General features: G+C 51.2%; 13 protein-coding genes. 4 read left to right on the top strand and 9 right to left on the bottom strand.

Features of this window, described 5'->3' with window-relative positions; genetic code table 11:
- Positions 1-27: 27 nt before the first annotated feature.
- Complete coding sequence (locus ACYUBO_RS03430) at positions 28-432, bottom strand: hypothetical protein (protein ID WP_460372365.1); 405 nt, start codon at positions 430-432, stop codon at positions 28-30.
- An 85-nt stretch (positions 433-517) separates the two neighbouring features.
- Between ACYUBO_RS03430 and ACYUBO_RS03425 the strand changes: the two genes are divergently transcribed.
- Positions 518-2602: a SpoIIE family protein phosphatase gene (locus ACYUBO_RS03425; RefSeq protein WP_460372363.1), complete on the top strand. Its 2085-nt coding sequence runs from the start codon at positions 518-520 to the stop codon at positions 2600-2602.
- 6 nt (positions 2603-2608) lie between these two features.
- Positions 2609-2773, top strand: a complete 165-nt coding sequence (locus tag ACYUBO_RS03420; RefSeq protein WP_300334726.1) for a hypothetical protein — start codon at positions 2609-2611, stop codon at positions 2771-2773.
- Here the strand turns inward: ACYUBO_RS03420 and ACYUBO_RS03415 are convergent, their stop codons facing one another.
- The 7 genes from ACYUBO_RS03415 to ACYUBO_RS03385 form a co-directional block, all read right to left on the bottom strand.
- Entirely contained in the window at positions 2774-3442 is a 669-nt protein-coding gene (locus tag ACYUBO_RS03415) for an amino acid ABC transporter permease (protein ID WP_460372361.1), read from the bottom strand. It abuts the gene before it with no gap.
- Positions 3443-3451: 9 nt separating this feature from the next.
- On the bottom strand, positions 3452-4198 hold the full coding sequence (locus ACYUBO_RS03410) for an amino acid ABC transporter ATP-binding protein (protein ID WP_300334732.1): 747 nt from the start codon (positions 4196-4198) through the stop codon (positions 3452-3454).
- Between the two features lies 1 nt (position 4199).
- Positions 4200-4877, bottom strand: coding sequence for an amino acid ABC transporter permease (locus ACYUBO_RS03405; protein WP_460372359.1), 678 nt, complete (start codon positions 4875-4877; stop codon positions 4200-4202).
- A 126-nt stretch (positions 4878-5003) separates the two neighbouring features.
- Complete coding sequence (locus ACYUBO_RS03400; protein WP_460372357.1) at positions 5004-5780, bottom strand: basic amino acid ABC transporter substrate-binding protein; 777 nt, start codon at positions 5778-5780, stop codon at positions 5004-5006.
- A gap of 120 nt (positions 5781-5900) precedes the next feature.
- On the bottom strand, positions 5901-6272 hold the full coding sequence (locus tag ACYUBO_RS03395; protein ID WP_460372355.1) for a response regulator: 372 nt from the start codon (positions 6270-6272) through the stop codon (positions 5901-5903).
- On the bottom strand, positions 6269-8761 hold the full coding sequence (locus tag ACYUBO_RS03390; protein ID WP_460372353.1) for a PAS domain-containing protein: 2493 nt from the start codon (positions 8759-8761) through the stop codon (positions 6269-6271). Before ACYUBO_RS03390 ends, ACYUBO_RS03395 begins: the two co-directional genes overlap by 4 nt.
- 75 nt (positions 8762-8836) lie before the next feature.
- Positions 8837-9808 (bottom strand): EF-Tu/IF-2/RF-3 family GTPase, encoded by a 972-nt coding sequence (locus ACYUBO_RS03385; RefSeq protein WP_300331775.1) that lies wholly within the window; start codon positions 9806-9808, stop codon positions 8837-8839.
- Between the two features lie 95 nt (positions 9809-9903).
- On the opposite strand from ACYUBO_RS03385, the gene ACYUBO_RS03380 reads away from it, so the two are divergent.
- Positions 9904-10584: a 2,5-diamino-6-(ribosylamino)-4(3H)-pyrimidinone 5'-phosphate reductase gene (locus ACYUBO_RS03380; RefSeq protein WP_460372351.1), complete on the top strand. Its 681-nt coding sequence runs from the start codon at positions 9904-9906 to the stop codon at positions 10582-10584.
- Between the two features lie 4 nt (positions 10585-10588).
- Here the strand turns inward: ACYUBO_RS03380 and ACYUBO_RS03375 are convergent, their stop codons facing one another.
- Entirely contained in the window at positions 10589-11053 is a 465-nt protein-coding gene (locus tag ACYUBO_RS03375; RefSeq protein WP_300330601.1) for a hypothetical protein, read from the bottom strand.
- Between the two features lie 123 nt (positions 11054-11176).
- Between ACYUBO_RS03375 and ACYUBO_RS03370 the strand changes: the two genes are divergently transcribed.
- Positions 11177-12379 carry an SLC13 family permease gene (locus ACYUBO_RS03370; protein ID WP_460372349.1) on the top strand — a complete coding sequence of 401 codons (1203 nt, stop codon included), beginning with the start codon at positions 11177-11179 and terminating at the stop codon, positions 12377-12379.
- Positions 12380-12399: the final 20 nt, after the last annotated feature.

Here is a 12399-nt window from a genome sequence, read left to right as displayed (position 1 = left end):
CCGATTAGCAAATTGTTGAATCAAACCCTATTTAAAACCCACACTGATTAGCGAAGAGCCGATATTTCTTATATGAGCCACGAGATCGACATTTTTGGATTCAAAACAGATAGGGAACGCATCTATACCTGCAAAATCCTTAAAGAGAAGCGCTTTTCCCTCCATGACAGGAATCGCCGCAAACCCTCCGACATCCCCAAGGCCGAGCACCGCTGATCCATCACTGACAACAGCCACGGTATTTGCTTTCAGCGTATACCGGTATGCACACTCCGGATCAGCAGCAATCTTCCTGGCAACCTCGGCAACACCGGGAGTATAGGCAACACTCAGATCATGCCGGTTCTTCACCGGCACCTTGCCACGCACCTCGATCTTTCCCCGATGCTGCTCGTGGAGGAGGAGTGACTCATCATAGATACTCTGACCCATATGAAAGAGAAGTGGTATCTGAAGATGATAAATTCAGCGCACTATGAAGAAAGCACTTATATTCCATCCAGATGACTCTTATAAGATGAACCTGCCGATCCCGCCGATGGCCGTCAGAACAAAGATTCTCCTGGCATTCCTCACCATTTCAGTTATATCTCTCCTTATCGCCGGAGGAATTGCATCCTCGGCAATCACCACCCTCGGCGGAACCGCGATCGAGCAGAGCGAGAAACTTGGCAGCCAGGCAGTTGAGGAGAGCACTGCGGCACTCATCGAGGATGCCGAAGAGTACCTCCTCAGGATGGCAGTCGATCAGGCAGAGTATACATCCCTCTACTTTGAGGATGCTGAGAAGGCGATCCGGGCCATTGCTATCTATGCAGATGAAATTCAGCCGGATGTCATCTCTATTGACACAACCAGAACAAAAGAGGTGATCGCACCCGGCGCCCACCCTGATATTCAAGAGCGGAGGGAGCTTGCGGCCCTTGAGAGGATTATGATCCCGGCTCAGACCGCACATACGGACATCACCTGGATCTATATCGGAACCGGATCCGGGATCTTCAGATTGTACCCGTACGCAGATGATCTGCCGCCGGAATTTGATCCCAGGAGCCGGGAATGGTACCAAAACGCACTCAACCAGGATGGGATTGTCTGGTCACGACCCTATGTCGATGCAGGAAAAACCGGTCTCACCGTCACCTGCTCATACCGGATACCTGATCAGACAAAAGAATGGGTTATCGGTGCGGATGTTACCATCGAGACGATCAACCAGATGATCCTCGACACATCATTCGGGGGAGACGGGTATGGCATGCTGATTGGATCCGATGGTCATGTCATCACCCGCCCCGGACTCACCGCCGAGGATCAGCTCTGGGATGAGTCTTTTACCACCGAAAACCTTCTTGAAGCGCCTAACCGTGAGATCAAATATGTTGCTCAGAAGATGGTCAGGGGTGAGACCGGAATCAGCAGGATCTCTCTCGACAGAAATGATGTCTTCGTCGCATATGCCCCCGTGAAAACGACAGGCTGGAGCATTGCCATCGTGATGCCGGTCGAAACGGTCATCGAACCCGCGACGTTAACCGGCGGGAAACTCAGCCGGCAGACGGCAGAAACTGCCGATCAGATCGACCAGCAGATAACCCGGTCAATGCATCTCTTTATCATCACCATGGTCATCCTCATCGCGGCAGCAGTTGCCGGATCCGCACTCTTCTCGCAGGCGATCACCCGACCGCTGAAGCGGCTTGGAGAAGGAGCGGATGCCATCGGAAGAGGGGATCTGGCATACCGTGTCGAGACCGGAACACAGGATGAGTTTGGGGAACTTGCGGGTAACTTCAACAAGATGGCAGAAGATCTCAGCGCGATGATGGCCAATCTCGAGAAGACGACAGCCGAGCGGGAGCGGCTCTCACGTGAACTGGAGATCGCCCGCAGTATCCAGGAGAGCTTCCTCCCGGACAGAGCCCCGATCATCAGGGGTTTTGACCTTGCGGCAAAGAGCATCCCCGCCCTCTTTGTCGGGGGTGACTTCTATGATTTCATACCGATCGGGGACGGGCGTTTTGGCCTTGTTATTGCAGATGTCTCAGGAAAAGGTGTTTCAGCCGCCCTCTTCATGGCACTCTCACGGACACTTGTAAGGGCGAGCACGGCAGACGAGCCATCACCAGCCGTGGCAATCACCCAGGCAAACAGGCTGATCTGCGAGGATTCAAAGACGAGCATGTTCGTCACCCTCTTCTATGCTATTCTGGATGCCAACAAGAAGACGCTCACCTATGTCAACGCCGGACACAATCCACCGGTCTTCCTGCGTGGTGACGATCATTCGATCACGCTCCTGAAAGCAGAAGGCATTGCCCTTGGCGTCATTGAGGATATCGAACTTGAAACCGTTGAGATACTCCTGCATGAAAATGATCTCCTCGTCCTCTATACAGACGGGGTAACCGAAGCAGAGAACAAAGACGATGAGCTCTATGGAGAAGAGCGGCTTGAGGCAGTGCTCGGAGGAATCCAGGGCGAGACGGCGGCCGGGATCATCGCCTCAATCATCGAGGATATCAGTGCATTTGCCGGGGATAATCCACAGTCTGATGACATCACCCTGCTCGTTATGAAGACACTCGGGAAGGAGGAGTAGAACAGCATGGAAGACTGGCTCTGCCCCCATTGTGAGAATGTCTTTGTTGTTCTTGATACCTGTGCAACCTGTAGCCCTGCATGCAGGGATACAGCAGTATGCCCCCGTTGCGGTGCAGTCCTCAGGCGGCCAGCCAGAATGGTCTTCTTTGCAGGAATGGAAGACGAATAATTATACTCCGCCAAACCCGGGAATTGCAATTTTCTTCTCTATCCTCGCGATAACCCGTCCTGCAACTGTTACAAGAGCAAGATAGAAGATTCCGATCAGAATGAAGACCTCAAAGAAGGCAAAATATTTCGTTGCAATAATATTGCCTGCCCCTGTGATCTCGACAACCGTGATCATGTATGCCAGTGACGAGTACTTGATCAGGTAGATGAACTCATTTGAGAGTCCGGGAAGTGATTTTCGCAAAGCCTGCGGGAGTATGATACTCCTAATCGCCTGCACCCTTGACATCCCAAGAGACAGGGCGGCAGTCATCTGCCCGGAGGATACCGATTGGATTCCTCCACGAATATATTCTGAATTATATGCACCATTACAGAGTATGAAGCCGATCACCGCCGAGGTAAATGCGGTGAAGGTGATCCCAAGAGACGGGAGACCGAAGTATATGATGAAGAGGAGAAGGAGGAGCGGGCAACCTTTGAAGAAGAGGACATACCCGTGGCAGAGCCTCGATACAAGCCGGTTTCCATATGTCCTTCCAAGTGCAATTCCGATTCCATTCAGAAAACCAAATGGTGCAGATACGAGGATTAGGGCAAATGTGACAAGCGCGCCCTTATAGAGGGCTGGCAGCAGGATCTCGAAGTCAAACTGGAGGTCAATCATCTTTGTTCATCAATCATCCTGGAATGTTCCAAGAAACATCCGTGTCCGTGCAAATGCGGGGCTTGTCTGGATATCAGCTGGCGATCCCTTCTCAACGATCGTCCCATGCTCCATAAAGAGGATCTCATTTGCCACCGAGAGGGCAAACCCCATCTCGTGAGTGACGACGAGCATCGTCATCCCTGCCCGTGCCAGCCGCTTCATCACCTCAAGCACCTCCCGTGTCAGCTCGGGATCGAGGGAAGAGGTCGGTTCGTCAAAGAGGATCACCTCCGGATCCATCGCAAGCGCCCGTGCAATCGAGAGACGCTGCGCCTGACCGCCTGAGAGTTCTGCCGGATATGCGTTTGCCTTATCGAGAAGACCTACCTGCTGGAGCTCCTCGAGCGCCTTCTTCCGGGCATCGGCCTTGCTCATCCCCTTCACCCTGATGAGGGCGATCTCAACATTGGCAACCGCTGTCAAGTGATCGAAGAGGTTGAAGTTCTGGAAGACCATCCCGATCTTCTGGCGGAACTGGTTGATCCGCGGGCCGGAATGTGTCACCTCTTCATTATTCAGCCAGATGCAACCGCTATCCGGAATTGTCAGCTGATTGATGCACCGGAGCAGGGTGCTCTTTCCTGTTCCTGAAGGTCCTATGAAGACCTTCGTCTCGCCCCGGCGGACATCAAAGGAGACACCTTTGAGCACCTCGATATCGCCATAACATTTGTGGATATCCTCCACCCTGAGAATGATCTCTCCATCGGTCATCTTATGCATCACCGTGTCCGTATCCTGGAATTTTATATCGGTTCTCAATCCTGCCGAAGATCCACTGCCCGCCATAATTTAAGAGGATGAAGAGGATTGCAACGATAACATAGACCGTCATCGGATCCCCTATTCGTGCGACGATCTGGTTGCCCCTCGTCAGCAACTCTGCCACTCCAATCGCGTAACAGACTGATGAGTCCGTCAAGAGGATCGGGTACTCGTTTGTCCAGCCGGGGAGCGCCCTCCTCAGTGCCTGGGGAAGTACAACGGTTCTGATCGCACAGAAACGCGACATTCCAAGGGATCGTGCCGCCAGCATCTGCCCCTCGCTGATCGAGAGGATCGCACCTCTGAATATCTCCGACTGGTATGCCGCAGTCCGAAATCCAAGTACAACGGCCGCAATCCAGAATGGTCCAATATCAAAGCCGATTACCGGAATGATTCCGAAGTAGAAGAGGAAGAGAAGAACCAGAATCGGGAGTCCGCGGAAGATCCAGATATAGGTGCGGACACAGTACTGAAGGGGGGCAGGGCCATACACCTGAAGAAGCGCCATTGGAATCCCCATCAGAAGCCCAAGCCCAAGGGCAAGGATCACAAGCCCGAGAGTCGTGAAGACACCGGAGATGAGATAGGGGAGGGAATCAACAATGGCCGGGGAAAGAATACTCAAACAGGATCACCACGGAAAGATACCCTGAAAGAACAGGGCAGATAGAAGTACTCAAAGTGTTGTCTCCGTGATGAGAAAAAGGTAGGGGAAATGAGTTTTTGGTTGGGATAATTGATCCTAAACCAGTTACTCAAGGCCATATTTCTGCTTCAGCTCATCCCATTTAGGTGATGCCTGAAGCCGGTCGATGCCTTCGTTGATGGTGGCGAGGAGCTCGGTATCTTCCTTCCGGATTGCAACACCATACTCTTCATCCGTCTCAACGAGACCGACCTTCCGGAGACCATTCGTCTGGATAAATTCATTCACGACCGGGACATCGAACATCACTGCATCAACACGCTTGTTCTCAAGATCCTGGACTGCAAGCGAGAAGCCTGTATATTGTTTGAAGTCATCTCCAGCGAGGAGGCCTGTATCAACCAGGTTTATCTGGATATAATCTGCCGCAGTCGAACCACGCTGTGCACCCATAACAACCTTGCCTGCAAGTACATCCTCGATAGTCATCTCGGAGTCTGCACGTGCGGCAACTGCCTGGTTTACAATCCAGTAGGGTTCTGAGAAGCTGACACGCTCCTGCCGCTCCGGGGTGATCGTCATCCCAGAATAGACCATATCGATCTTTTTGGTGACAAGGCTTGTGACGATGCCGTCCCATGCCATCGGCTGGATCTTCACATCAAAACCCATCTCTTCACCGATCCACTGGATAGATTCGACATCGAATCCGGCAGCAGAGCCATCAGCTTCGATATAGCTGAATGGCCTGTAATCACCATCAATACCAACAATGTAGAGTGGCCGGTCAGTCGGAGCGGGAGTTTCCCCACCCATGCAACCGGCTGCAAACAAGGACAATACAACTGCCGCAACGAGAGCGGCACACACCTTAGCGTTCATGAAATAGAGATTACGTTGAAGATCATATATAGCCGTTATGAATTGACACCGGGAAGAGGCGTCATTTAGAACAAAATAATGCTTATTCCAAAATGAGGGTGATGAGGTCTGGTTGTTCGTTTATGACCTGGAGCTGAAGAACTCGCCCAGAGTCGCTTCAAGCTCCTTGAAGGAGACGGGTTTCTGGAGAATGAGGGCGATCTCATTTTTATAGGGCTCAATCTCCTCATCACGAATATATTTTGCAGTAAAGAGCATCACAGGAAGGCCGATAATTCCCTCTTTTTTGATCTCATCAAGGAACTGCCATCCGTCGATAGGCGTCATCATCAGATCCAGAAGAACCAGATCAGGCATCTCCTCCTTGATTGCTGCGATCGCATTCCATCCGTTATTATGGGTGACTGCGACATACCCAAGCTTCTTCAGGAGAAGTCCCATCACCGTGAGGTTCGGGATATCATCATCGACCACCATCACCGTCTTTGTCATATTACTAACCTCATGGGTATTCGTATGGTAAAAATACTCCCCTTCCCGGGAACACTTGAGACGCTGATCTCACCGCCATGAACCTGAACATACCGTTGTGCAATAGAAAGACCAAGCCCCAGCCGGTTATATTCCCGTGTTAATTTCTGGAGATCCGCGATATGGAACGGTTCAAAAATATTGGAGAGAGATTCCGGATCAATTCCCATGCCGTTATCGATAACCCGGATGATGTGGGCATCAGAATCAGCCTCATACTCCACTGAAACCCCACGGGGCGGTTCATTATACCTCACCGCATTGCTGATGATGCTGGTGAAGACATGATAGAGGAGATCCGGGTCTCCCTGGATGGTGGCAGATGGCGGCACCTCATTCTTCACCCGGGCATCTGCCCGACAATTATACTCAACGATGATATCCTCGATAAGATCCCGGATTGGTATCTCCCGGGAATTCGGTACAATCTTATTTGAGTCAACAAGTGAGAGGGCAATCATCCGATCGATGATCCGCCGCTCCTGATCGATATGCTTCTGGCAGAGCGTCAGCATCTCCACCACATCCGGCGGGAGGTTCAGGGAGCCCGGATCTGCGAGGATAAGACTGAGATAGCCAACAACAGGCTGAAGAGGTGTTCTCAGTTCATGGGAGGCAACCATCACAAAGTCAGATCTTCGTTCGATCTCACCCCTGAGGTTCTCTTCAAGTCGTTTCTGGGTCGATATATCAATCAGGATCCCAAGTTCAACTGGCTCGCCATCTGATCGAAATGCCCGCATTTCCACGGTACCTGGAGAGAACTCGCCATTTTTCCTCGAGAAGACAATCTCTGCCGGAGTGTTTTGTTGCGGCAGCCCGCGAGCCTCCGGGAAGATTGAAGAAACCCGCTCACCCAGAAGCTCATCCTCGGAATACCCTGTTATCTGACAGAATGAAGGATTGACGAACTGTATCACCCCATTTCCACAGGTGAAGATTCCTACAGGCACATGGCGTATCAGCTGGAGATAGTTTGCCTCCTGTTCGAGCATCATATCGAGCATCCGCTGTTCTTCGGTGATATCGATGATGGATACAACCCTGTGTCGTGTATCCGGAATAATTGCAGTCAGAAGCATGCAGTTCCGTTCATCACCCTGTGCATCGATGATGGTAACCTCATACTCCTCATGAGACTCATGCCCGGCATCGGTGCTGATGCAGGCCTGGATGATCGGATGATCTTTTTCGGGGAAGAGGAGCTGAATGAGGGATCTCCCCTGGAGCTCCTCTTTCTCATATCCCGTCAGCGTGCAGAACTCATCATTGACAGATTGAATGCAGCCGTTTTCATCAATGATGAGGATCCCGGCACCGGCATTTTCGAAGATTATACGATGTGCGGACTCTGATTTCTTCCATAAAGCCTCATTCTTCTTCTTCTCGGTGATATCGTGGATCATCACAATCGCAGATCCACTCCCCTGTCCCCGCTTAATCGGGTTAATATGAACAGTAAACCACTTCTCCACGCCGGATTCTTCATAGAGGATATCCCGCTTGATCGACTTTTCCTTTGAGAATACCATTTCATGAACATATGGATCCGAGAGGATCTGCAAACAGGGGAAGAAATCCAGAACGGGCTTACCAACAATATCGGTGACTCCCCGAATCTTCTGGGCATGCCGAAGGGCTGTCTGGTTATTCAGAAGAATATGATGATCCGGGCTGATGACAAGGATCGGCTCATCTATCGAGTCAAGTGTCTCTTTGTATTCGATCCGGGTTTTCTGATATGCCTTCTCTGCATTCTTTAATGGCGTGATATCAACAGCAGAGATCAATACCGCATCATCATCAAGAACCGATCCCGAAAGCCGGAAGATATGGGGGGCTCCATCTCTTCCAATGAGTACTTCTTCATGATCAGATATAGATCTCCCTTTCTCTATTTCATCGAGGAGATAATCTGCCCTCTCGGGATTTTGCCAGAGCTGCTGCAATCCTTTTCCAAATATTGATGATGCACCGGGTACCAGCAGGCTCAGAGAGAGAGGATTGGCATCCATGATCGTCCGTCTCTTTCTATCCACAATCAGGGTGCATGATTCCGAACATTCAAGCATCCGGGAGTATCTCCCGGCCTTCACCCGGACATGATCCGCAACAACCGCAACAAAGACGCCAAATGCAATAAAGAGGATGAAATTAACCGTTGATGCATAGATGATCGCAACATCATTCCGTGCAAGTGAGAAGACCAGTGCAAAATACCCAAGTGCAATCGCAACCGCAATAATCGTCTCACGCCGGGGGAAGAGGAAGGGGGTAAAGACTATCGGAAGCAGAAAAAGGGCAGGATAGACATCATGGATACCATGCTGCACACCATGATAGGTGATGAGATATGCAGTCACCGTCAGGGCGGAAAAGACCCATAGCCTGATAAATAACGATGAATGCGCACCCTTTCCAAAGGAAGAAAGGGTTTTCATATCTCCCATACAATTATATATTGATCTTCCGAAGCATTTATACCTTCTTCTCAATTAACCCCACAAAAGCCCCGAAACGCGCATTCAGGCAAGTTTGAGGGAACCCACAATCCTGAGCTTTCCCCCTTCAAGATAGTGGAGCACAACGGTATCACCGGGGAGGTGGACGAGTGGTTTCTCCAGGCTGATCGTCAGGGTAGGATGCCGGAAATCCCCATCATCCATAACTGCAGTCACCTTTCCGGAGATGAACTGCATCCAGTGGCCAGAATAGAGAACCATCCCCTCATGAATCGGGGAGGGCCAGTATTTTACAAGTGAAGCCCCGGCATGTATCTGATCAGTGACCAGAACTGCCGGATTTGTTGTGAGTACAAACCCGCGATCCAGATCATCAGCCTCGATATTCTTCAGGGCAAGGCCAACCCGGTCGTCCTTCACCGCATACGCCGAGTCGTCATCATGCTTCTGGATTGACCGGAGTATCGCCTGTTTCTCACCGGGAAGCGCCTTCAGCTGATCATGCTTTCTGAGGCAGCCATCAACGACGCCCCCAAGGACAACCGTTCCGATACCTTTGACATTGAAATGGTGATCGATTGCCATTGTACCATATGGCTCTGATCCTGCCGGAGGTTCACCAGACTTGATGAGTGCAGCATCCTTTAGGAGAAGCTCTTTTAACTCAATCCAGTTCGGCTCACAGAACCTGTACCCTTCAAGAACAGTTCCTCTGAAGAGTGGTTCAACCTGATCCTGCCCGAGGTAATTTCTGAGTATTATATACCCCTCAGAAACACCTGCGCAATCGAGCATCAGGATACATTCCCCAAGTTGCGGTGTGATCTCGTCGATAACAAGGATGGCTGCCTGTGCCATCGAGACCGAGAAGAAGAGGGATGAGAGCCGATCGGGATACCTGGACGGCTCAACGAGCGTGACCGTATCCAGATCACGTTTCAGGTTATAAAAAGTGATATCCGATGAGGTGCCCTTCTTTCCAAGTTCACGCAGAACATCAGGAGGTGCGATCGCTGCAACTGTCAGGTTTCCCATGGGATCATGGTTTGCCGGATAGGGTGAAAAATACACTACCTCAACGATTGAACCCAGAGCCTATATCACCCATCATCTATAAACCCATACTTCAGATGCGGCCATATATCATCATCAACGCTGCCATGAGTGCCGATGGAAAACTCTCGACACGGGAGCGGCGCCAGGTACGGATATCAGGATCAGACGATTTTTCCCGTGTCGACCAGATGCGTGCTGCCTGTGACGCCATCCTTGTCGGTATCAAAACGGTGCATGCGGATGACCCGTCACTGACAGTCAAATCACCGGTTCTCCGTCAGAAGCGGAAAAACAGGAAGGCAGATGAGAACCCGGTAAGGATCGTCCTTGACTCGGGTGCAGAGACGCCGACAACAGCTGACATACTTAGGAAAGGGGAAGGGAAACGGATCATCGCTGTTGCAAGGAAAGCCGATCCAAAACGGGTGGAGGCACTTGGAGAGTATGCTGAAGTCATCACCTGCGGAGAGGATACTGTCGACCTCCACTCTCTTATGCCGGAGTTGAAGAAGAGGGGGATTGCAACCCTGATGGTTGAAGGGGGAGGCACTGTGATCTGGTCATTTTTAAGCCAGGGTCTCTTTGATGAGCTGAATGTATATCTCGGATCATTGATCATCGGCGGAAAGACTGCCCCGACACTTGCAGATGGAGAGGGATTTATTGATGAATCGCTCTTCCCAAGGCTCACCCTCGATCACGTCGGACAAATGGACGATGGAGTCCTTATCAGATGGAAAAGAAGAGAGGAGTGAATATTCATCTGCTCTTGAATTCGTGGAGGGCATCGCTGATCACAACAACCTCTCCACTACTATAGTACACGGTAATCTTTACCCGATCAGATCCCCGTGTTCCGTCAAATGTGACCGATTTGCCCATATTGAGCGGTCTCTCGATATATTTTGTCTCAACACGTCCATCAGAGGTATACATCGTGGCTTCAATCAACGTAACGAAGTTCATCCCCTGCCCTCCATCAAACCGGACAATCAGATCTGTTCGGATAGGATCCCGTTCAACGGAGGTCGAGACCACTTTTCCAACAGGCATCGTTCCAACCGGACCCGGGGTGAGAGACCAGCCGGTGGGCGTTTCTGCAGGAGTCTGCGTTACTTCAGGAGTTGCAACCGGCACAACCGCCTCCGGCGTCTCTGTGCACCCGGCAACAGAGAGTGCAGCAGCCAGAAGGAGTGCCATCAGAAGGTAATGAATATACTTCATATGCCACAATAGGAGTAACTCCTATATGACGCTTTCGCAGATCTGATCGGAGAGGCAATTCTTCATAATCATGCAGGCGCAATCCTGATCACGGATAATGCTACTCTTATTCTCGCAGCGGTGATGGTGGCGATCGCCTTCCGCCAGGTCGGAAAGGTGAGGCTGCCCATCTGGGGCATCATGCTCGGTGGAGCAGTAGCTGCACTTCTGGCAGGATCAATAGCCCCGATAGCCGCCCTTTTTGCGATCAATTATGAAATTCTCATCTTCCTCTTCGGCGTCTTTATCATCGGTGCTGCAATGGAGGAGAGCGGCTATCTCGCCCATACCGCAACCAGGATATTCGCTTCACAGAGAACGACGCGAGGACTGATCTTCCTCTTTATCTTCGTGATGGGGGCCTTCTCGGCTCTCCTGATGAATGACACCCTTGCAATCATCGGAACCCCGATTGCCCTCGTCCTTGCCCGCACCTGCAATATCCCGGATCGGATCTTCCTCCTCGCACTTGCAGGCTCAATTACGACAGGGAGCATAGTAAGCCCGATAGGAAATCCCCAGAACCTGCTCATTGCCATCTCAAGCGGGATGGCGAACCCGTTTCTCACCTTTCCCCTCTACCTTCTGATTCCGACACTCATCTCCGGTTTAATCCTCTATGCTGTTATACTACGTCTCATCCCCAACATTCCAGATACCCTGTCACCGGCCATGCCCGAGGGAGGGATCCACGATCCCGGCATGGCAGCCCTCTGCAAAATCTCACTCACACTCCTCATTCTCCTGATTCTGCTGAGGATACTGCTTGTATCTCTTGGCTACAATCCATGGCCGGGACTCGCCGGGATAGCGCTCATCGCATCAATGCCGATACTCATCCTCTCCCGCAAGCGGCTCCAAATCCTTAAAAAAGTGGATTATGCAACACTCGTCTTTTTCATCGCGCTCTTCATCCTAATGGGAGCAGTCTTTGCGAGCGGAGCAATCCAGTCAGCAATCTCCCAGGATCAGATCCTCTCGATCCCAATTCTCATCACCGGTAGCCTTGTGATGAGCCAGATCGTCTCGAACGTCCCCTTCGTTGCCCTGCTCATTCCGATGCTCCTTGAGGCTGGTGCAGGAGATACTGCGTTCCTTGCACTTGCAGCAGGGAGCACCATTGCCGGAAACCTGACGATACTGGGTGCTGCAAGCAATATCATCATCATTCAGAACGCAGAACAACGGGGTGCAACCATCACCTTTATTGAATTCCTGAAATTCGGTATTCCGGTGACGATCCTCCAGAGCCTGGTCTTTCTTGTCTGGTTCCTTATCATCACCTGAAGGACAGTTTCCTTTTTCCA

Source organism: Methanocalculus sp. MC3, from assembly GCF_054767395.1.
The sequence above is the reverse complement of the archived record's forward strand: the minus strand, read 5'-3'. Positions and strand labels throughout refer to the sequence as shown.

Coding starts and splice junctions, on each gene's coding strand:
- ACYUBO_RS03390 (WP_460372353.1), bottom strand. CDS start 8,761: ATGGGAGATATGAAAACCCTTTCTTCCTTTGGAAAGGGTGCGCATTCA.
- ACYUBO_RS03395 (WP_460372355.1), bottom strand. CDS start 6,272: ATGACAAAGACGGTGATGGTGGTCGATGATGATATCCCGAACCTCACG.
- ACYUBO_RS03410 (WP_300334732.1), bottom strand. CDS start 4,198: ATGACCGATGGAGAGATCATTCTCAGGGTGGAGGATATCCACAAATGT.
- ACYUBO_RS03420 (WP_300334726.1), top strand. CDS start 2,609: ATGGAAGACTGGCTCTGCCCCCATTGTGAGAATGTCTTTGTTGTTCTT.
- ACYUBO_RS03425 (WP_460372363.1), top strand. CDS start 518: ATGAACCTGCCGATCCCGCCGATGGCCGTCAGAACAAAGATTCTCCTG.
- ACYUBO_RS03430 (WP_460372365.1), bottom strand. CDS start 432: ATGGGTCAGAGTATCTATGATGAGTCACTCCTCCTCCACGAGCAGCAT.
- ACYUBO_RS03370 (WP_460372349.1), top strand. CDS start 11,177: ATGGTGGCGATCGCCTTCCGCCAGGTCGGAAAGGTGAGGCTGCCCATC.
- ACYUBO_RS03375 (WP_300330601.1), bottom strand. CDS start 11,053: ATGAAGTATATTCATTACCTTCTGATGGCACTCCTTCTGGCTGCTGCA.
- ACYUBO_RS03380 (WP_460372351.1), top strand. CDS start 9,904: ATGCGGCCATATATCATCATCAACGCTGCCATGAGTGCCGATGGAAAA.
- ACYUBO_RS03400 (WP_460372357.1), bottom strand. CDS start 5,780: ATGAACGCTAAGGTGTGTGCCGCTCTCGTTGCGGCAGTTGTATTGTCC.
- ACYUBO_RS03415 (WP_460372361.1), bottom strand. CDS start 3,442: ATGATTGACCTCCAGTTTGACTTCGAGATCCTGCTGCCAGCCCTCTAT.
- ACYUBO_RS03385 (WP_300331775.1), bottom strand. CDS start 9,808: ATGGGAAACCTGACAGTTGCAGCGATCGCACCTCCTGATGTTCTGCGT.